Below are 21,586 nucleotides of genomic sequence, written 5' to 3'. Positions count from 1 at the left end.
TTATCGATTGATTTGAGTGTACTATACCCAGAATTAAAATGCAAGTGACGAGCTTAAATATATTTTCCCAAATTGCCCAGATCGCGGCGACTTCCAATTATGCCATAGAACGGAAGTCGCCGCCCTTATTTATTTGCGATTTTTCCGGACAAAAGCAGCTGTGGCGTTGCCGCCGCCTCCGCTTTTTTTCTTCCGCTTGCTCTTCACTGCATCGCCGCCGCTGCCTTCCACGCTCGGCAATTCCGCGCCTCGCTCACTACCGACCACGCCGCCCTGCGGCGTATGCCGCCGCTTCGCGCCGCCGCCACTTCCATCGCTCCGCCGCTGCCCGGCTCCACGACCATTTCCGCCTGGCCCGCCGCTATTGCGGATGGGCAGGCCCCACATATCCGTACGCGCATTGTTCCCGCGCGATGAATCTCTACCGTTGCCCGGCGACGTATCCGCCTCTTGCCCCGGCCCACGCTCCGCCGGATTTCCACCGTCGTTCACGCCAGCTCCGGCTGCGCCTTCGCCGCCACGTCCGCGCCGCTTGCCGCCGCGCCCGCTATCAGGTGCATCGATGCGCCATGGATTGGCCTGCTCGACAATACCAACTACGCTGCGGTCGACGCCGCCGCCAAATCCGCCGCGTCCGCCTTTGCCTCCGCGACCTTTGCCGCGGCCGCCCTCGGCTGCACCGCCTTGACCTTTACCTCCCGAGTTTGCACCGCGATCCGTTTTACCACGATAACCTTCGGCTGCACCGCCTTGGCCTTTGCCAGCCGCGCTTGCTCCACGCTCGTTTTTGCCACGGTAAACTTCGCTTGCGCCACCTTGGCCTTTGCCAGCACCGCCTTGACCTTTGCCGCCCGCACTTCCTGTGCGCTCGCCTCTGCCGCCGCGATTGCGATCACCGAAACCACCGCGTTTTTTGCCGCCGCGTTCGCCGCCGCCAAAACCGCTGCTTGGTATGCCTTTATAGCCGCTGCGCGGCTTCATATCTACGAGCTCGAAATCAATCGTGTGCTCCGTCATACTTACCCGAGTAACGCGAATTTTAACTTCATCGCCAATTCGGTACACCTTGGACGTACGCTCGCCGACCAATATCATATGCTGCTCATGGAAGTTATAGTAATCATCAGACATATCGCTCAAACGAATCAAACCTTCGACCGAATTGTCCAATTCGATAAACATGCCGAAGCTCGTTACGCTGCTAATAATGCCTTCGAACTCTTCGCCCACTTTATCGAGCATGAATTCACATTTTTTCAACTGCTCTGTGTCACGCTCTGCATCAACCGCTACACGCTCGCGTTCCGAGGAATGCTGCGCAATTTCCGGCATCCTTGCCGTTAGCGATTCATGTCTTGCTTCCGTCAATTGGCCCTTGCCATCAAGCACCTCGCGAATGATACGGTGAATGACCAAATCAGGATAGCGACGAATTGGCGATGTAAAGTGTGAATAAAACTCAGCTGCAAGGCCAAAATGCCCCAAGCTCTCCGCATCGTATTTCGCCTGCTTCATCGAACGAAGCATCACCGTGGAAATAACAGTCGCTTCCTTCGTGCCGCGAATGTCCTCAAGCAGCGTCTGCAATGCTTTTGGATGAATGGAATTGCCTTTGCCTTTCACGACATAACCGAAGTTTGCTGCAAACTGAACGAAGTTAAGCAATTTCTCTTGTGTCGGATCTTCATGGATCCGGTAAAGGAACGGAACGCGCAGCCAGTGAAAATGCTCAGCAACCGTTTCATTTGCCACGAGCATAAATTCCTCGATGATTTGCTCCGCTACCGAACGCTCACGTTTCACAATATCAACCGCTTTGCCGTTCTCATCCACGATAACTTTAGACTCTTGGAAGTCGAAGTCAATCGCACCGCGCTTCATTCGTTTTGAACGAAGACGCATCGCTAGATCCTCCATTAAACCGAACATATCAAGCAAGCTGGCGTAACGCTCTTTCAGCTCGGTTTGCGGCTCTTCTTCCGTTGCAGTCAGTATTTTTTTCACATTCGTATAGGTCATACGCTCTTTCGTGCGAATCACACTCGTAAACACATCATGACGTACACGCTTAAGCGTCGCCGCATCAAATTCCATCTCACATGAAAGCGTCAGACGATCAACCTGTGGATTGAGCGAACATATGCCATTCGACAAACGATGCGGCAGCATCGGAATAACGCGATCCACCAAATATACGCTGCAGCCTCTAAGGTATGCTTCTTGATCGAGCTCTGAATTTTCTTTTACGTAGTAGCCGACATCGGCAATATGTACACCTAACAAATAATTGCCGTTCTCCAGACGCTTCACATGCACCGCGTCATCTAGATCTTTTGCGTCCTCGCCGTCTATTGTCACGATGACCTCATCGCGAAGATCTCGTCTGCCTTGCTGAACAATTTCATCGTCTGTAATAGAGTCAGGTGCCGCTTCGGCTTCTCTCATTACTTCATCAGGAAAGCCTTCTGGCAGCTGATGCTTGCGAATAATCGACAGGATGTCGACACCGGGATCATTTTTATGTCCCAAAATTTCGACAATTTCCCCTTCAGCTGCAGAACGGCCTTCTGGATAGGAAACAATTTTAACGACGACCTTCTGTCCGGAGACAGCTCCTTGATAGCCGCCTTTTGGTATAAAGATATCCCGATTGATCCGTTTATCATCCGGCACGACAAAAGCATAAACCTCGTGATCCTCGAACGTTCCTACAATTTGCGTAACGGCACGTTCTACAATACGGACGACTTCGCCCTCCATCCGGCCCCCATGCTCACTTCTCGAAGTGACACGAACCAGAATGATGTCTCCGTTCATTGCGCTCTTCAAATCATTGGCGTGCAAATACACATCTCCATGATCCTTCTCATCCGGGATTAGAAAACCGAAGCCCTTCGCATGCGATTGCAGCTTGCCGCGCAATAAGTTCATTCGTTCCGGCACGCCGTAATGATCATTTGGCGTACGAATGATTTTGCCTTCATCCTCTAATTTATTCAGCAGCTTAAGGAACTCCTTAAACTCCACTGCATCTACGATACCAAAATGTTTCTCAAGCTCTTGGTACGTCATCGGCTTATACGCCGTCTCTCTCATAAAATCAAGCAGTTCCTGCTCGTAATTAATCATTATTAGTTTTTCTCCTCATAAACCTGCCATATTGCTCTAGCGCCATTTGCAGCAGGTTGATAGATTATCATATAACTTGTAGTATACACGAAATGGAAGCCCCGCATCCGTGAATATGATGAAAATACAAAAAAAGCGAGGAATATCCTCGCTTTCTGCGTGTGTGTCCGTTATTGTTTTACGAAGTAAGATACAACAAGCGCCAATATGAAGAAACCAGCTGCTAGAGCAACTGTCAAACGTTGCAAGAACAAATCCAAACCGCGCGCTTTCTGTTTTCCGAAAAGGTGCTCAGCGCCACCCGTAATCGCTCCGGACAAGCCTGCACTCTTACCTTTTTGCAACAATACGACAGCAATAAGGCCGACAGAAAATATAACAAGCACGATTTTCAATATGATATCCATTCATTCCACCTCCAGCATAGGAGCTCCGTAGAAACACATAAATCGAGTGTACCATAGATGGGCGTAAATTACAATAGGACAGGCCTTATTCTCGCTGTTCACGCAAAGCCATGCTCTTTTAAATAGTTGAAATTATTTGCTGCGCTATCAAGAGAGCTTGAGCTGAATTGCTCCTGCTCCACGAACATATACTTAACGCCTGCAGGCTCAAGCTCTTTTAACAGCTCATCATAACCTACCTCGCCTTTGCCGATTTCAGCATCCTTTCGCCCTTTCAAAAAGTCTTTCAAATGTACGCAAGGAACGCGTCCCTTATATTTTTTCAAATAATCAGCCGGTTTATAACCCGCAATATAAATCCAGCCCAGATCAAACTCCATCTGCAAGTGCTCCTCTGGAACATCCGACAAAATATGATCGATAATTGGCTTCTTCTCCACCAGCTTAAATTCAAAATCATGATTATGGTAGCCGTATTGCATTCCTGTTGCCTTCACCTGCTTTGCGCATTTTGTGAAAACATCAACTAAATACTGCACATTATCCTTTGTCGGAAGTTCAGGAAGCGGCGACCAAGGCGTAATAATATAAGTGACATCAAGCTCCATGGCATATTCAATTTGCCCTTCAAAATCAGACTCCATTTGCTTGGTGTCGCTAAAATTCAAAGGTACATGAACAGAGGGGGCAATTAATCCGAGTTCATCCATTTTGCTTTTCAACTCTTTGGCCGGCATTTTGAAATACCCTGTGAATTCTACCGCTTTATAGCCGATCTTGGCTACCTTCTCCAGCGTGGACAAAAAATCAATCTCCGTTTGATCACGAAGAGAATACATTTGAATGCCTATAACAGGTTTCGCCAATCAACACACCGCCTAATCGTTGATGCTTTACCCTCTTATTATGTCCTGTACGAGCGAAAAAAAAAGAAGGGTATGCCTGATGAGGCATACCCTTCTATATAAGCCGCTAAATGCGTCTTATTTTACGTGTTTCAAGTTGTAGAAAGCTGATTTGCCAGCGTATTGAGCTGTCGAACCAAGTTGGTCCTCAATGCGAAGCAATTGGTTGTATTTCGCAACGCGGTCCGTACGGGAAGGAGCGCCTGTTTTGATTTGGCCAGCGTTTGTAGCTACAGCGATGTCAGCGATTGTGCTGTCTTCGCTCTCGCCTGAACGGTGAGAGATAACTGCTGTGTAACCAGCGCGTTTAGCCATTTCGATTGCATCAAAAGTTTCAGTAAGCGTACCGATTTGGTTAACTTTTACAAGGATAGAGTTACCTACGCCTTTGTCGATACCATCGGATAGACGCTCAGTGTTCGTAACGAACAGATCGTCACCAACGAGTTGAACTTTTTTGCCAAGCTTCTCAGTAAGCAATTTCCAACCATCCCAATCGTCTTCAGAACAGCCGTCTTCGATTGTAAGGATTGGGTATTTGTCAGCCCATGAAGCAAGTAGGTCAACGAACTCAGCAGGTGTAAACGATTTGCCTTCGCCTGCAAGCACGTATTTGCCGTCTTTGAAGAACTCAGTGGAAGCAACGTCCATACCTAGGAATACGTCAACGCCTGGCTTGTAGCCTGCGCGCTCGATAGCCGAGATAATTGTAGTAATTGCTTCTTCGTTTGAACCAAGGTTAGGAGCAAAGCCGCCTTCGTCGCCAACAGCTGTGTTTAGGCCTTTATCATGCAATACTGCTTTTAGGTTGTGGAAAATTTCAGCGCCGATACGAAGCGCTTCTTTGAAGCTTTCAGCACCAACAGGAAGAACCATAAATTCTTGAACGTCGATGTTGTTGTCAGCGTGCTCGCCGCCGTTGATGATGTTCATCATTGGAACTGGAAGCGTCTTAGCGTTGAATCCGCCAAGGTAAGTGTAAAGAGGTACATCAAGAGCGTCAGCAGCTGCGCGAGCTACTGCCATCGATACAGCTAGAATTGCGTTAGCGCCTAGCTTAGCTTTGTTTGGCGTACCATCAAGCTCGATCATTTTGCGGTCGATAGCTACTTGATCAAGAGCGTCAAGGCCAATGATTTCAGGAGCGATTTCAGTGTTAACATTTTCAACAGCTTTCAAAACGCCTTTACCAAGGTAACGGGATTTGTCGCCGTCACGAAGCTCAACAGCTTCGTATGCGCCAGTAGAAGCGCCGGATGGAACGATTGCACGGCCTTTGCCGCCAGACTCAAGGGAAACCTCTACTTCTACAGTTGGATTCCCGCGGGAATCAAGCACTTCGCGTGCGTATACATCAACGATAATTGACATGAGAGAAAACACTCCTTTTAAAGTTTTATTTTTTGTTGATTAATGTAATGCCTGTCATTTCAGCTGGTTTTGCAAGCTCAAGCAGATCAAGAACTGTTGGTGCGATATCTGCAAGAATACCGCCTTCGCGAAGAGTCTCGCCTGCTTTCGTTACGATAAGCGGAACCGGGTTCGTTGTATGTGCCGTAAACGGACGGCCATTCTCGTCGAACACCATGTCAGCATTACCATGGTCAGCCGTGATGATGCAGACGCCGCCTTTGGCTAGTACTGCTTCCACTACTTTGCCAAGGCACTCATCCGTCGCTTCAACCGCTTTGATCGTAGGCTCCAGCATGCCGGAGTGCCCTACCATATCAGGGTTGGCGAAATTCAGAATGATTGCGTCATGCTTGTCAGATTCAATCTCGCGTACCGTGGACTCAGCTAGCTCATATGCGCTCATTTCCGGCTTGAGATCGTACGTTGCGACCTTAGGGGAGTTAATAAGCACACGAGTTTCGCCAGGAAGCTCATGATCGCGTCCGCCGCTGAAGAAAAATGTAACGTGCGGATATTTTTCTGTTTCTGCAGTACGTAATTGAGTCTTGTTGTTTTGCACGAGCACTTCGCCAAGCGTATTATCAAGGTTCTTTGGTGAATACGCAACGAATCCGCCAACGGTTTCACTGAATAGCGTCAAGCAGACGAAATACAGATTAACAGGGCGCTTCTCGCCACGGTCAAAGCCGCGGAAGTCCTCGTTCGTGAATACTTGCGACAATTGAATCGCACGGTCAGGACGGAAGTTGAAGAAAATCACTGCGTCCTCGGATTCAACAAGGCCAACTGGCTTGTTTTCACCGTCTACAATAACCGTTGGCATAACGAATTCATCATAAACCGATTTCTCGTAGGATTCAACTACCGCTTGAATCGGATCGAAATATTGAGGACCCTCGCCATATACCATAGCGCGGTAGGATTTCTCCGTACGCTCCCAACGCTTGTCGCGGTCCATTGCATAGTAACGGCCTTGAACCGTCGCAATGCGGCCTACGCCAACCTCTTCGATTTTGGCTTGAAGACGCTCTAAATAGCCCTTTGCACTGTCCGGGGACACGTCGCGGCCATCAAGGAAAGCATGAATGTACACTTCTTCAAGCTCTTCCTTCTTCGCTAGATCGAGCAATGCGAACAAATGCTCAATGTGGCTATGAACGCCTCCATCCGACAGCAAGCCGTATAGATGAAGCTTTTTGCTATTTGTTTTTACATGGCGAACAGCACCAAGGATCGTCTCATTGTCGTAAAATTCACCATCGCGGATCGATTTACTAATACGAGTCAAATCCTGATAAACGATGCGGCCTGCGCCGATGTTCAAGTGGCCAACCTCAGAGTTGCCCATTTGACCTTCAGGAAGTCCAACCGCTTCGCCGCATGCTGTCAATGTCGTATGCGGATAAGTTGACCAATAACGGTCATAGTTTGGTTTGTTTGCTTGTGCAACCGCGTTGCCCGTTACATCATCGCGCAAACCGAAGCCGTCGAGAATAATAAGCGCTACAGGTTTCGGAGCAGCCATATTACTTGGCCCCCTCGACCAGTGCGATGTAGGATGCAGGCTCCAAGCTCGCGCCTCCAACAAGTGCACCGTCAATATCAGCTTGACCCATGTACTCCGCTACGTTATTAGGCTTCACGCTGCCGCCGTATTGAATGCGAACCGCATCAGCAGTCGCTTGATCGTAAAGACCAGCAACAACGCTGCGGATATAACCGATAACATCTTGTGCATCCTCGGAAGTAGAAGATTTGCCTGTACCGATAGCCCAGATTGGCTCATAAGCGATAACAACCTCAGCCGCTTGTGCTGCAGATAGGCCAACAAAAGCCGCTTCTGTTTGCACTTTGCATACTTCTTTTGTTTGTCCAGCTTCGCGCTCTTCCAGCTTCTCGCCTACACAAACGATAGGAAGCAAGCCATTTTTGAAGGAAGCATGAACCTTCTTGTTTACGATCTCATCTGATTCCGCGAAATAAGCGCGGCGCTCGGAGTGACCGATAATTACGTATTTCACACCAAGATCCTTCAGCATAACGCCGCTGATTTCACCTGTGAATGCACCGTTGTCTTCAAAATGTACGTTTTGTGCTCCAATAGCAATCGACGTACCTTTTGCAGCTTCAACAAGTGCCGGAAGTGTTGTGTATGGCGCGCAGATCACGCTCTCTACACCTGCAACTTCAGCTTTACCTTTAATTTCGGAGAAAAATGTTACAGCCTCGGATACCGTTTTGAACATTTTCCAGTTACCTGCAATAATCGGTGTTCTGTTGCTCATGCGTAATCCTCCTCAAATCTATATAGTTGGGTAAATGTATTATTTATCGTTAAGAGCAACTACGCCTGGAAGCACTTTGCCTTCCATAAACTCTAGGGAAGCGCCGCCGCCTGTCGAGATGAAGTCCATTTTGTCAGCTAGGTGGAATTTCTCAGCTGCTGCTGCGGAATCGCCGCCGCCAATTACAGTATAGCCAGCTGTTTCTGCGCAAGCGCGAGCAACGGCTTGTGTACCATGGGAGAATGGCTCGATTTCGAATACGCCCATAGGTCCGTTCCATACAACCAGCTTGGAGTTTTTGATTACATCAGCATAAAGTTCACGTGTTTTAGGACCGATGTCGATACCTTCCCAATCAGCAGGGATGCTGTCAACGTCAACGATTTGTGTGTTAGCGTTAGCGCTGAAATCGTCAGTTACAACGATATCAACTGGGATCAAGAAGTTTTTGCCTAGTTTTTTCGCTTTTTCCATGAACTCAAGAGCCAAATCAAGCTTGCTGTTGTCTACAAGCGATTTGCCGATTTCATGACCTTGTGCTTTGAAGAATGTATAAGACAAGCCGCCGCCAATGATGACATTGTCAGCAATTTCAAGCATTTTATCGATTACAGCGATTTTGTCTTTAACTTTCGAACCGCCAACGATTGCTGTGAAAGGACGCTCTGGGTTGTTAAGCGCTTTGCCTAGTACTTCAAGCTCTCTCTCCATAAGAAGGCCTGATACAGCTGGCAAAATGTGTGCAATGCCTTCTGTCGAAGCGTGAGCGCGATGAGCAGCGCCGAATGCATCGTTTACGAACAGGTCAGCAAGTTTTGCAAAAGCTTTCGCTAGTTCTGGATCGTTTTTCTCTTCGCCTTCATAGAAACGTACGTTTTCAAGCAATAGCACATCACCGTTGTTTAGTGCAGCAACTTGCGCTTCGACAGCTTCACCGATAGCTTCGTTCGCTTTCGTTACTTGCTTGCCTAGCAGCTCAGATAGACGTACTGCGGAAGCTGTGTGGCGAAGCTCTTCTACTACTTGACCGTTCGGACGTCCAAGATGACTTGCAAGAATAACTTTTGCGCCTTTTTCGATCAAAAAGTTGATTGTAGGAAGCGTTTCACGAATACGTTTGTCATCCGTAATTTTTCCATCTTCAAGCGGCACGTTAAAATCAACGCGAACAAATACTCGTTTACCAGCTAGTTCTGCAACATCACGTACACTTTTCTTATTCATCTATGAAGCCTCCCGAAAATGTGTTATGGAAAGGTATAGCGGTAGAATACAAAAAAAAGAAGGGCGTTCCTTCAAAGAAGAAACGCCCCCATGACTTACGACTCTAGAAGCCGCAAATCAAAAACCTTAGCTCCGCATGCGCGGTATGCTGCGGTCTTTAGTCCGTCTTCTTTGCTTACAGACCTTTGCTAGCAATGTAAGCAGCAAGATCAACTACGCGGTTCGAGTAGCCCCACTCGTTGTCGTACCATGAGATAACTTTAACCATGTTGCCTTCAACAACCATAGTCGAAAGACCATCGATTGTGGAAGAAGCAGGGTCGCTATTGTAGTCGCTTGATACAAGCGGCAATTCGTTGTAGTTCAAGATGCCTTTAAGAGGACCGTCAGCAGCTTCTTTCAATGCTGCGTTAACTTCTTCTACAGTAACGTTAACTTTAAGCTCAGCTACAAGGTCAGTTACAGATACGTTAGGCGTAGGAACGCGCATTGCCATACCGTTTAGTTTACCTTTAAGCTCAGGAAGAACAAGTGCAACAGCTTTTGCTGCGCCAGTTGAAGAAGGAATGATGTTCTCAGCAGCTGCGCGAGCACGACGCAAGTCTTTGTGAGGAACGTCAAGAACGGATTGGTCATTTGTGTATGAGTGAATTGTAGTCATCATACCTTTTACGATTCCGAATTTGTCGTTCAATACTTTTGCGAAAGGTGCTAGGCAGTTCGTTGTGCAAGAAGCGTTGGAAATAATGGTGTGTGCCGCAGCGTCGTATTTATCTTCGTTAACGCCGATAACTACTGTAATATCTTCGTTCGTTGCAGGTGCGGAGATGATAACTTTTTTAGCGCCGCCTTGCAAGTGAAGCTCAGCTTTTTCTTTCGCTGTGAAAATACCAGTTGATTCAACTACGATTTCAACGCCTACTGAACCCCAAGGAAGGTCTGCAGGGTTGCGCTCTGCGAATACTTTGATTTCGCGGCCATTTACGATAAGCGCGCCTTCTTTAGCTTCAACAGTACCGTCAAGTTGACCGTGTGTTGTATCGTATTTCAGAAGATGTGCCAGTGTTGCAGTATCCGTAAGATCATTTACTGCCACGATTTGAACATCAGGGTTGTTCAGTGCTGCGCGGAATACGTTACGGCCGATGCGACCAAAACCATTAATACCAACTTTAACCATTTTTGTTTCCTCCTAAGCGTTTTTAAAAGATTTATGAATATATTTCAAGACATTTTGCAGGTATGCCTTAACAGCAATTTGCAAAGCGTCATGATTCCTTATTGCCTTCTTCTTGACTATGCTTCTCTTGTTCGATCAAAGCTACGATTTCGAGCGCTGCTGCTTCATCCGTTACGAGTACATCATTGTGTCCAAAGCGCATCACTGCCGCTATAGCCTCGCCTTTGCTCTTGCCGCCGGCAACACCTATAACAACTTCAGTTTTAACAATATCCTCGAGCCGTAACCCCACCGTTTGCATTTTGTGCACGACAGCGCCTTTTCGGTCAAAATAAAACCCGAACGACTCCGCCAAAGCACCCTCAGCTTCCATAGCATCAATAACTTCACGCTCTAGCCGCCTGCGTCTTGCCATAACCATAGCATCTCCGATACCATGTACAACGATGCGAGCACTGCGGATGACATCCACAATTTCTCGAATGTTCGGCTCCTGCATAATAGATGCAAAAGCTTCCTCTCCCAGATGATCCGGCACATGCAGAAGTCTGTACTGCGCTCCTGTACGCTTAGCCATCATGGAAGCAATCGTATTCGCTTGATAATCCAAGCTCTCCCCTAGACCGCCTCTAGCCGGTACGAACAAGTTCGTATTCAGCTGAGAAGAACTAATCAGTTGATTCGACAGCTGTGCAATCGTCGTTCCGCCTGTTACAGCTACAACGTCGTTAGGCTGCATTACCTTGATAAGCACCTGACATCCCGCACGACCAAGCTCTCGCTTTGTTTGGGCAGAGACTTCCGAATCGCCAGCAACTATAATGACCTGCGATAGGCCGTAGTGGCTGCGAATCGTTTCCTCCAGTTCGGATAGTCCGAACATTGTCTTGTAGAATGGCTCAAGCTGCTCTAATAGAAGCTTGCCTGAATCGCTAATCCGCATGCCTCCCGAATGAATCTCGAGCAGCCCCTGCGTCTTTAGGAAATCGGTCTCTGCCCGAAGCATACGCTCCGTCATTGATAATACAGAAGCCAACGTTCGACGTCCGATTAAATCCGATACCATTACTTGATGCAAAATCGAATATCGTTTCTTCATGACCTCTAGCAGATCAGGCACAAGCTGCTGCTGCAGTTCAATGATCTGACGCATTTCTCATCCTTCACTCCATCGGCCTATAGCGTATTCGCTTCAAATACGTTGGACTCAATATGTCCCGCGGTATCATTTCAAGTCCCACCTTTAGTTTATCGGAAATAACCGATTGTAGCAATAGCCGATTATCAATTGGAAACGGTTTCCAACGCATTTTTAACAAATTTAATTTTTGAACATCGCTTGCTTTAAAATCTTTAATATCATATAATCATTTTTGCGACTATTTTCTTACAAAAGCAGATAGTAGCAACAGCAGCTTTTCCTTATGCGCCCGTGGTCCAATGGATATGACGCAGCCCTCCGAAGGCTGAGATCTAGGTTCGATTCCTTGCGGGCGCGCCAATACTTTTTATTATCGCAAGTTCAAACTCTATATTGATACACACGAACCGTTCCTATACGCTGGAACGTTTTTTTTATTTTAAGCAACGGCCAAGTAATTAATCTCCCGCTATAACATCCAACCTATGCCTCATGGAAAACACTCCAAATTACGCTTGTTTATTTCATCCAATCCACTTCAATCCCATTTTTTTCGTATACGCAGCAAGGGAAATGCAGAACTGTTTGACTATCTTTGACTTTTGACTTTTCATCCGTTATTATGAGAATACGATTTAACCATTCATTGTTTTTTAGGAGGGGGCTTACGTTGGATATGAATTTCGTTCCTATGGTTATTGAGCAAAACAATCGGGGTGAGCGTGCGTATGACATTTACTCTCGCCTACTGAAAGATCGCATTATTTTTCTAGGATCAGGTGTAAATGACGTGGTGGCCAACTCCATCATCGCTCAATTGTTATTCCTGGCGGCAGACGACCCTGAGAAGGACATTTCTCTTTATATTAACAGCCCGGGCGGCTCAATTACGGCAGGCATGGCTATTTACGATACGATGCAATATATTAAACCTGATGTATCTACGATTTGTGTAGGTATGGCTGCTTCTATGGGTGCTTTCTTGCTTACTGCAGGTGCAATCGGCAAACGTTACGCGCTTCCGAACAGTGAAGTCATGATCCATCAGCCACTTGGCGGTGCAGAAGGTCAAGCAAGCGATATCGCCATTCGAGCGAAACGCATTATCGGCATGCGCGACAAGCTGAACGGTATTTTGGCAGAGCGCAGTGGACAATCGCTTGAACGTATCGAGAAAGATACAGACCGCGATTACTTCATGAGTGCAGCAGAAGCCAAAGAATATGGCTTGGTTGATAAAGTAATTGAGAAACTCGCATAATTCATTCCGATTCCGCTAGGTAATAGGTTTGAACGCAAAAAAGAGCAAGTTCGGATTCATCCGAGCCTGCTCTTTTTTTATTGCAAACACATTCGTAAGATTATTGTACATTCCATATAAAAAAAGAGCTGCCGCCGCAAGTTCATAATGAACCTGCGTGACTTCTCTCCTTCTTCATTATTGGTTCTCCAGCTCTTCTTTGCTTACCAAAGCGACTAAAGCGTTTACAGCCTGTTCTGCGTCCGAACCCTCAGCACTAATGGATACTTCAGTGCCAGAACTGATAGCCAAACTCATAATACCCATTATGGATTTAGCATTTACTTTTTTGTCGTCTTTCTCTACAAATACTTCGGAGGAAAATTTGTTCGCTTCTTGTACGAATAATGCTGCTGGTCTTGCATGTAGTCCAGTCTTAAGACGAACAACAACCGGAAGCCTTGTCATGGAAACCATACCCCCTATATTTTTCTCAATCATTAGCATGCGGCAAAAGCTTATACGGCTCTGTTTGCCGTCTTCTGGCTGCAAAAGCTCGTTTCCGGACAAAGATAAGATGTGTAAGTATCAATGCTGCTTATTCTTATCTTTAAAATTTGCGTCATTTTAAATTATTATATCATTATACCAGCTGATGCACTAGGATAAAAGTTCAGACACCACGGATTTTTTCCGCAAGTGCGTCGATTTTGCGCAAACGATGGTTTACGCCTGACTTACTGACCTTTCCTCCGAGCATTTCGCCGACCTCTGTCAAATTCATATCCGGATGCTGAAGCCTTATCTCAGCTACTTCCTTCAGCTTATCAGGCAAGCTATCCAGTCCTACTTCACGTTGAAGCAGCTTAATGTTCTCGATCTGACGAACAGCTGCACCAATCGTTTTATTTAGATTGGCCGTTTCGCAGTTTACGATCCGGTTTACTGAATTGCGCATGTCGCGCATGATTCGAACATCTTCAAACTTGAACAGAGCTTGGTGCGCACCAATAATATTGAGGAGCTCGATTATTTTCTCGCCCTCTTTGATGTAGAAGATAAATCCCTTTTTTCGTTCAATGCATCTCGCGTTAAGATCAAATTTGTTCGCGAGGTCAACTAACGACTCACAATGCTCTTGGTACATCGAAGAGATTTCCAAATGATAAGATGAACCCTCTGGATTGTTAACCGATCCGCCAGCAAGAAACGCACCCCGTAGATAGGAGCGTTTGCAGCAAGGCTTGCGAATGATTTCCTTATCGATGCCTAAATTGAACATAAAACCTTCCGATACAATTTTGAGCTCGCTTAATATTTCCTGAACTCTAGCCGGTATACGGACAATATACACGTTATTTTTTTTCAATCTCATCTTTTTACGGACAAGCAGTTCTACATGCACATCATAATGTTTTTTGAGCAGGGAATAAATCCTTCTGGCAATCGCGGCATTTTCCGTTGAGATGTCCAAAACGACTTTGCGGCTAGATACGCTAACCGAACCATTCATCCGTATGAGTGCAGATAGCTCCGCTATCTCACAGCAGCTGTCCGCTTCAATTAATGTCAGCTCTTTCTTTGTTTGGGCCGCAAATGACATTGTGTATCACCTCTTTCGTAACATCCAGTTCTCAACCAGCTTATAAATATGATGGCTTAAGCGTTCGGCATCATGCCGAAGAAAAGTGCGAAACAATACTAGCCGATCCGCAATGACTTCATAACCCTTTTGCGTAACTGCATCTAAATCCAAATGGACGGCCTTTGCACCAAGCTCAGCATATCTGCTTTCGATTTGCGGCGGAATTTCGCCGTCATTTACAATGACATAATCGAATAGATGTTGACCGATATGAGCATGAATGGCATCAAGGTGATCGCCTACCGAATAATTATCAGTCTCCCCAGGCTGCGTCATTACATTACATACAAATAATTTTACGGCTTCTGATTCCACGATGGCAGTTGCCAGTTTAGGAACTAGCAAGTTTGGAATAATACTTGTATATAAGCTGCCCGGTCCAATCAAAATAGCATCGGCCTGTTCGATGGCCTCGACCGCCTCTCGCAGCGGTTCGACATCAGCTGGTTCCAAAAATACTCGTTTAATGACCTTGCCAGCTTTCGGAATCATGGATTCCCCTGTGACAATGCTGCCATCAGCCATTTCCGCTTTAAGTACGATAGCCTGATTCGCTGCGGGCAGAACCCGTCCTCGAACGGCTAACACACGGCTCAGCTCACGAATCCCCGTTACAAAGTCGCCGGATATATCGGTCATTGCTGCCAGCATAAGATTGCCAAGGCTGTGGCCTGCAAGTCCCGGCACCGTTTTGAAACGATACTGAAGAACCTCAGTCAGCAGCGGTTCAGCATCCGCTAATGCCATAAGTACGTTCCGAATGTCACCCGGAGGCGGAATTTGCAGCTCATTGCGTAAAATGCCTGAGCTCCCGCCATCATCGGCAACCGTAACAATCGCGGTAATATCGAGCGGCTTCTCCTTAAGACCTCGCAGCATAACAGAGAGACCTGTACCGCCGCCAATTACGACGATTTTAGGCCGTCTCATTATCTTGTGTCTACTTTGCATTCTCTCACCTCGTCAATGCTTGTCACGTTCGGCATCGCGATGGCTGACACGCACACGTTCCGTATCACTGCTGCCGAGCATGCGTCCCAAATATTCTGCTATAGCAACGGAACGATGCTTACCGCCAGTACAGCCAATACCGATAACAACCTGACTTTTCCCTTCCTTACGATAAAGCGGAATAAGGAATTGCAACATATCCAGCAGCTTCGTTAGAAATTGCTGAGTTTCAGGCCATTTCATAACGTATTCATATACATCGGGATTTTGACCGGTATTTGGGCGCAGATGCTCGACATAATGCGGATTAGGCAAGAAACGAACATCATAGATCAAATCCGCATCGATAGGAATGCCATATTTAAAGCCAAAGGAAGTTACATTTATCGACAAGCTGTTTTGCTCTAGGTGTGTAAAATGAGAAATAATACGTTCCTTCAATTGAGCTGGTTTCAAAATACTCGTATCAATAACCTGTGATGCCCAGCCCTTTAAATCTTCAAGCAGGCGACGTTCGTTGCGAATGCCCTCAAGCGGCATGCCCTCAGGCGCCAGCGGATGGCGCCGCCTACTTTCCTTATAGCGCTGAACCAAGACAGAATCAGTTGCATCCAAAAATAAGATTTCACAGCTAATCGTATAATGCTCCTTGATATAGGCCAACGACTCCGAAAGCGCCGTGAAAAATTCACGCCCGCGCAAATCGATAACAAGCGCAACGTTGCCGATTTTACCGTTCGACTGATCGATCAACTCTGCAAATTTAGGAATAAGAACGGGCGGCAGATTATCTACGCAGAAGAAACCGAGATCCTCCAGGCTTTGGACAGCAATGGTCTTGCCCGCGCCAGACATCCCGGTTATTATGACAAGCTTTGCTACTGCTGCTGTCGTTTCCATGAATAAACCTCCTAAAGACTTTGCGAATGCAAAGTCACTTCGTAAGGATATGCTTGAGGTTTGCGAACGCAAACCTACTTCGTTAGAATAGGCTAAGACTTTGCAGATGCAAAGTCTCTTCGTCATTTACAACTATGAAATTAACCTCTTAGAATAAGGCCTGCTGCGCCTACAACGCCAGCGTTGTTGCCTAGTGTTGCCGCTACGATTTGCACATTTTCTTTCGCTTGATCCTGTGTATACTTGTCGAATACTTCACGAATTTGCTCGAATAAAAATTCTCCAGCCTTCGAAACGCCGCCGCCAATGATGAAATATTGCGGATTCAATACAATAGCCATCATCGCCATTGATTTACCTAAATAATAAGCAGCACGGTTTACGATGCGAGTTGCAACTTCGTCTCCTGCTTTAGCTGCATCAAGAACATCCTTCGCCATAATATCCTCAACAAGTGAAAGCGATGTACGATCGCCGCGTTCAACTGCATCTTTTGCCATACGGATAATACCTGTTGCAGAGGATACCGTTTCCAAGCAGCCGATTTTGCCGCAGCCGCATACAATAGCTTCAAGATCAGGCACGATAGCCATATGACCAAGCTCGCCAGCCATACCCATAGAACCTTCAACAATTTTACCATCTATAATAATGCCGCCGCCTACGCCTGTGCCGAGTGTGTAGCATACGCAGTGCGCGATGCCTTTGCCCGCTCCGCCCCAAGCTTCGCCTAGTGCAGCAACATTCGCATCATTATTAACTTTAACTGTCTTATTCAGCTCTTGCTCCAAATAAGCCTTAAGATTGACGTTCTCGATTTTTAAGTTTGGTGCAAATTTCACAATTCCGTTTGGAATATCTAAGAAACCAGCAATACCAACGCCTACCCCGTCAACTTGCTCCCAATCATAGTCCGATTCCACTACGATTTGTTGTGCATATTTCGCAATATTTTGAAGGATAGTGTCCGTTCCTTTACTCGCCTCCGTCGGCCCCTCGTACGTCTGGAGCAATTGCCCATCCGAATTACAAATACCTACTTTAATAGCAGTTCCGCCGACATCGACTCCAACGTAAATCTTCTCAGACATCACTAGTCCACCTCATCAATATGTTAATCTTCTCTTGTAACACTATAAGCGACCTTCATCCTCTGGTCAAGATAGAGGAATACTGGCAAATCAACCATTCTGGGCTTGGAAAAAACGCCTTCAGCATTTAATGAAAAAGCTATACCTTCAAGCATGTCGCTCTGCTGGTATAGCCTCTTCTTTATCTTATGTTGCAACTCGTCAAGTATTAAAGCGATTTGCTCCAGTCGTGCGTAATTGCACCCTCCAAATATCTTTCACAATCCAGTGCAGCCATACAACCGCTGCCTGCTGCTGTAATTGCTTGACGATATTTGCTGTCTTGAACATCTCCACAAGCGAACACGCCCGGTACATTCGTTTCAGATGTACCTGGTTTTACAACAATGTAACCATGATCGTCTGTATCGATTTGACCTGCAAGGAATTTCGTGTTTGGCGTGTGGCCAATAGCGATAAAGATTCCGTCTGTCTCAATAACATCCTCTTCACCTGTCTCGTTATCGCGAACTTTAAGTCCAGTAACACCCATGCCAGTTGCTACTACCTCAACCGGTGTACGGTTTAAGCTCCAGCTGATTTTCTCGTTCTCACGAGCGCGATCCTGCATGATTTTTGATGCGCGAAGCTCATCACGACGGTTAACAAGCTCTACGTTTGAAGCAAAACGAGTAAGGAAGTTTGCTTCCTCCATCGCAGAATCGCCGCCGCCCACTACGATAATTTTTTTACCGCGGAAGAAGAAGCCATCGCAAGTTGCGCATGTGCTTACGCCGCGGCCAACGTTTTCTTTCTCGCCTGGAATGCCGAGGTATCTAGCCGATGCACCAGTAGAAATAATGATGCTCTCCCCAACAAGCTCGCCGTGGCCTTCCACTTGAAGCTTGAATGGACGCTCTGACATATCCACGCTATTAACCCAACCCGTAATAAACTTAGCGCCAAAGCGCTCCGCTTGCTTACGCATGTTTTCCATCAGCTCAGGACCCATAATCCCTTCCGGGAAACCAGGGAAATTCTCAACCTCTGTTGTTGTTGTCAATTGACCGCCAGGTTCTGGACCTTCAATAATGAGTGGGCTCATGTTAGCGCGAGCCAAATAAATAGCTGCTGTAAGCCCCGCAGGACCAGTACCGATAATAATTGATTTGTACATAAGCTTCACCTCGTAAAAGTTTATTCGTCCTGTAATTCTTGCGTAAAGAAGACGGAACTCATCGACTTCATCTTTTCTTTGATGCCGCAAACTTCATCAATAATCTTGACGTTCTTGCTGACTGTCGCAATAGATGTACCGTATCTGGTGGAAACCTCGTGATAGGAGATAGCACGACGATGCATTTTGGCAGTCAAATATTCTAATGCGGCCGCCCAGCTCTCCGGCTTCGTAAGCTTCGGAGCATCTGGATATACTCGCGTCAAAAATTCCACCCATAAGGTCATCAAATCATGCTGCTGAACCAAATCATACTGCTTGCTCATGCGATCAAGAGCGATATCTGCAACAGCCTGCCATTTATCTTCCCATACAGGCAGACTTGAAGGGACCCGGTTCGGCTCAATGACCGTTTCTTTGCCTTCCAGCACCACATGTAAAGGCTCTTGTACGCCCATCGTTCGGAGTACAAAGATGGCAATCCGTTTTAAATAATCATCCTCTTCCTTCTCGAGCAAAAACGTCTGAAGAACATCCTTCACTTCGCTGTCGGCGATCATCCCTAGAGCCTGAATAACCTGGAGCTTCGTGTCCTGATCACCATGACGGAGCGCCCAGAAGAACGACGAACGTACTAGCGGATCGCGCTTCAGATGATCGGGAATGCCATCGGAAGATTTCTCCCATAGCTTAAACTGCTCTTCGAACGGCAAATGATAGTGATAGCTGATGGCAGCCGTCTGCTGCCCGCTTCGTACCAGCTCAAGCTGCTCCATATAATAAAGTGGAATGCTTGATTTTGGATCGAGCTTGATTGTCTGCCTCCATAGGCGCTCTGCTTCCTGCAAACGTCCGATATTGCAAGCTGCAACAGCCGCGTAATGATACAGGCTTGGATCCTGAGTGAGCTCTGAGTCTTTGAGAAGTCTGGTGAAATGCTTATAAGCAGCACCATGCTCTCCTAAGATGCCCATTGTTGTTGCCAGTTTAAACACATGCTCTTGATGGAATGGTACCGTCTTCGCAAGCAGCTCAACCAGCGGCTTCAAGCTTTTTTCATCGTTTTTGTGCTGATAAAAGATAGCAAGGTTGCACAACGCATGCAGGTTGCCCGCTTCAAGATCAAGCACTTCATGAATCGTATCCATCGCTTTATCGAACATGCCCATATAGTAATAGGCCAAAGCCAAATTATTACGAGCAGCTAAAAAATCTGGCTGTCCTTCGATAATTTTCTCCAAAATGCGCACAGCCTCAGTGAATTTACCTTCCTCCAGCAGCGTGCGCGCCAAATCATGCTCGACCATGCCTTCACGAGACTTGATGTTGGTTAGACGAGTAGGACGCTCCAGTTCAAAATGCAGTAGATCCATCATATCTTCCGCTTCATCCAGAAACTGTCCTTCGGAGTCCTCTTCCAAATATCGAATAAGCGAGCCCTCGGCTGCTTCATATTGTTCTAAGTTAGCAAAATTGTTCGCCATATAGAAATGGCACTCCGTCATCGTCGGATCAAGCTCATCTACAATCCAACCGAGGATTTTATTTGATTCCTCATAGTTGCCCATTTCAGAAAGAATGCCGGCCATATTACAATGGTTTACCGGATTCTCCGGCTCGTATTCGACGGCGCGACGAAAATATTTAAGTGCCTTGTCATAATGGAGCCGATCAAGCGATCGAACCGCACGTTCGAAAAAAAACGTAGCGTCCCATTGAACCGGTATGACTTTCGTCTGTTGATCTACGGCAACTCGTTTCTTTTCTTTCACCCGCAAGGCACCTCCCGTTACTTCCGATTTTATACGATTATACCATAGCAATACCCCTGAGAACATGAAAGAATATGTGGGAAAATCGCGGATGGCAAATACACCACCCGCGATTTCCCGCGGCATTACTATTCATTTCGTTAGTTCTGCATTCCATTTGAACGTTTAGACACCATTGCTTTTGAACAATGTGCTAATGGAGCCGCCCTCCAAAATAATGCGTGTTGCTTCTGCAAGCAACGGCGCAACGGAAAGCACTTTGAAGCGTTCAGGAGTCGATTCCGGCAAGCTGATTGAGTCTGTTACGATGACTTCTCTAATATTTGGATGATCCAAACGCTCAATGGCAGAGCCGGAGAATAACGGATGCGTTGCGCATACAAATACATCCTCAGCGCCGCGCTCCTTCAAGCTTTCCACAACGTTAACAATCGTAGATCCCGTATCGATGAGATCCTCGATAATAATCGGAGTTTGACCTTCGACATCACCGATAACATGTGTGATCACTGATTCATTATGCGCAGGGCGTTTCTTGATCATAATCGCAAACGATGTATCCAAGTAGTTCGCTAGCTTCTCAGCAGTTGAAGCACGTCCTGCATCCGGCGATACAACAACCGGGTTCTTGATGTTTTTCGACTTCAAATAATCGCTGATTAAATCTAGCGCAGTCATATGATCGACTGGAATGTTGAAGAAGCCTTGAATAGCTGGAGCATGTAGGTCGATTGTAATCACTCGGTTCGCTCCTACTGTCGTGAGCACATCCGCCAGCATTTTCGCTGAAATCGGCTCCCGAGGTGCTGCTTTGCGCTCCTGACGCGCATAACCGTAATAAGGCATGATGATGTTGACCGTTCTTGCGGAAGCACGCTTCGCCGCATCAATCATAACAAGCAATTCGACAAAATGCTCGTTGATTGGATGTGAGAATGATTGTACGAGAAATACATCGCAATTCCGAATCGTTTCCTCGTAATGCACGTAAATCTCTCCGCTTTTAAAACGGGACATCTTGATCGCACCTAGCGTCAGACCAAGCTCTGCACTAATTTTCTGAGCCAATACCGGATTAGACGAACCCGAAAAAATACGCACCTTGTCGCTTAACATGATACCCTCCTGAGCGTTAAAACCAATTAAT

Annotated in this window: 18 protein-coding genes and 1 tRNA gene; 2 read left to right on the top strand and 17 right to left on the bottom strand. The window is 46.6% G+C overall.

From position 1 onward, the window contains the following. Positions 1-129 precede the first annotated feature (129 nt). From rnr to AC0VYE_RS01120, 9 genes are all read right to left on the bottom strand, one after another. Positions 130-3,129, bottom strand: a complete 3,000-nt coding sequence (gene rnr / locus AC0VYE_RS01160; RefSeq protein WP_475445494.1) for a ribonuclease R — start codon at positions 3,127-3,129, stop codon at positions 130-132. A gap of 170 nt (positions 3,130-3,299) precedes the next feature. Continuing rightward, complete coding sequence (gene secG / locus AC0VYE_RS01155) at positions 3,300-3,536, bottom strand: preprotein translocase subunit SecG (RefSeq protein ID WP_054025946.1); 237 nt, start codon at positions 3,534-3,536, stop codon at positions 3,300-3,302. A 98-nt stretch (positions 3,537-3,634) separates the two neighbouring features. Beyond that, the gene (locus AC0VYE_RS01150; protein WP_475445491.1) at positions 3,635-4,402 is read right to left on the bottom strand and encodes a sugar phosphate isomerase/epimerase family protein; all 768 of its coding nucleotides are present in this window, start codon (positions 4,400-4,402) and stop codon (positions 3,635-3,637) included. Between the two features lie 117 nt (positions 4,403-4,519). Next, complete coding sequence (gene eno / locus AC0VYE_RS01145) at positions 4,520-5,812, bottom strand: phosphopyruvate hydratase (protein WP_076270740.1); 1,293 nt, start codon at positions 5,810-5,812, stop codon at positions 4,520-4,522. 25 nt (positions 5,813-5,837) lie between these two features. After that, entirely contained in the window at positions 5,838-7,379 is a 1,542-nt protein-coding gene (gpmI, locus tag AC0VYE_RS01140) for a 2,3-bisphosphoglycerate-independent phosphoglycerate mutase (RefSeq protein ID WP_475445489.1), read from the bottom strand. A gap of 1 nt (position 7,380) precedes the next feature. Then, entirely contained in the window at positions 7,381-8,139 is a 759-nt protein-coding gene (gene tpiA, locus AC0VYE_RS01135; RefSeq protein WP_076270742.1) for a triose-phosphate isomerase, read from the bottom strand. Positions 8,140-8,178: 39 nt separating this feature from the next. Beyond that, a complete protein-coding gene (locus AC0VYE_RS01130) occupies positions 8,179-9,363 on the bottom strand; it encodes a phosphoglycerate kinase (RefSeq protein WP_076270743.1) in 1,185 nt (394 codons plus the stop codon). Between the two features lie 175 nt (positions 9,364-9,538). Continuing rightward, on the bottom strand, positions 9,539-10,543 hold the full coding sequence (gene gap, locus AC0VYE_RS01125) for a type I glyceraldehyde-3-phosphate dehydrogenase (protein WP_076270744.1): 1,005 nt from the start codon (positions 10,541-10,543) through the stop codon (positions 9,539-9,541). 88 nt (positions 10,544-10,631) lie between these two features. Next, positions 10,632-11,696 (bottom strand): sugar-binding transcriptional regulator, encoded by a 1,065-nt coding sequence (locus AC0VYE_RS01120; protein ID WP_076270745.1) that lies wholly within the window; start codon positions 11,694-11,696, stop codon positions 10,632-10,634. A gap of 273 nt (positions 11,697-11,969) precedes the next feature. On the opposite strand from AC0VYE_RS01120, the gene AC0VYE_RS01115 reads away from it, so the two are divergent. Beyond that, positions 11,970-12,044 (top strand) — tRNA-Arg (locus AC0VYE_RS01115). Positions 12,045-12,360: 316 nt separating this feature from the next. Beyond that, positions 12,361-12,945: an ATP-dependent Clp endopeptidase proteolytic subunit ClpP gene (clpP, locus tag AC0VYE_RS01110; RefSeq protein WP_169091151.1), complete on the top strand. Its 585-nt coding sequence runs from the start codon at positions 12,361-12,363 to the stop codon at positions 12,943-12,945. 177 nt (positions 12,946-13,122) lie between these two features. Here clpP and AC0VYE_RS01105 read toward each other — a convergent pair whose 3' ends face one another. The 8 genes from AC0VYE_RS01105 to AC0VYE_RS01070 form a co-directional block, all read right to left on the bottom strand. Next, complete coding sequence (locus tag AC0VYE_RS01105; RefSeq protein ID WP_028609180.1) at positions 13,123-13,392, bottom strand: HPr family phosphocarrier protein; 270 nt, start codon at positions 13,390-13,392, stop codon at positions 13,123-13,125. Positions 13,393-13,597: 205 nt separating this feature from the next. After that, positions 13,598-14,527: a DNA-binding protein WhiA gene (gene whiA, locus AC0VYE_RS01100; protein WP_076270746.1), complete on the bottom strand. Its 930-nt coding sequence runs from the start codon at positions 14,525-14,527 to the stop codon at positions 13,598-13,600. Between the two features lie 6 nt (positions 14,528-14,533). Continuing rightward, complete coding sequence (locus AC0VYE_RS01095) at positions 14,534-15,499, bottom strand: gluconeogenesis factor YvcK family protein (protein ID WP_339206022.1); 966 nt, start codon at positions 15,497-15,499, stop codon at positions 14,534-14,536. A 33-nt stretch (positions 15,500-15,532) separates the two neighbouring features. Beyond that, complete coding sequence (gene rapZ / locus AC0VYE_RS01090; protein ID WP_076270748.1) at positions 15,533-16,420, bottom strand: RNase adapter RapZ; 888 nt, start codon at positions 16,418-16,420, stop codon at positions 15,533-15,535. A gap of 140 nt (positions 16,421-16,560) precedes the next feature. Continuing rightward, positions 16,561-17,511: an ROK family glucokinase gene (locus tag AC0VYE_RS01085; RefSeq protein WP_076270749.1), complete on the bottom strand. Its 951-nt coding sequence runs from the start codon at positions 17,509-17,511 to the stop codon at positions 16,561-16,563. A 208-nt stretch (positions 17,512-17,719) separates the two neighbouring features. Beyond that, positions 17,720-18,667 carry a thioredoxin-disulfide reductase gene (trxB, locus tag AC0VYE_RS01080; protein ID WP_076270750.1) on the bottom strand — a complete coding sequence of 316 codons (948 nt, stop codon included), beginning with the start codon at positions 18,665-18,667 and terminating at the stop codon, positions 17,720-17,722. 20 nt (positions 18,668-18,687) lie between these two features. Beyond that, a complete protein-coding gene (locus AC0VYE_RS01075) occupies positions 18,688-20,439 on the bottom strand; it encodes a tetratricopeptide repeat protein (RefSeq protein WP_076270751.1) in 1,752 nt (583 codons plus the stop codon). A gap of 165 nt (positions 20,440-20,604) precedes the next feature. Further along, the gene (locus AC0VYE_RS01070) at positions 20,605-21,555 is read right to left on the bottom strand and encodes a ribose-phosphate diphosphokinase (RefSeq protein ID WP_076270752.1); all 951 of its coding nucleotides are present in this window, start codon (positions 21,553-21,555) and stop codon (positions 20,605-20,607) included. Positions 21,556-21,586 lie beyond the last annotated feature (31 nt).

The sequence above is a fragment of the Pristimantibacillus sp. Z349TD_6 genome, assembly GCF_056173205.1.
Note: the sequence above shows the minus strand (reverse complement) of the source record. Positions and strands in the feature narration are given on the sequence as shown.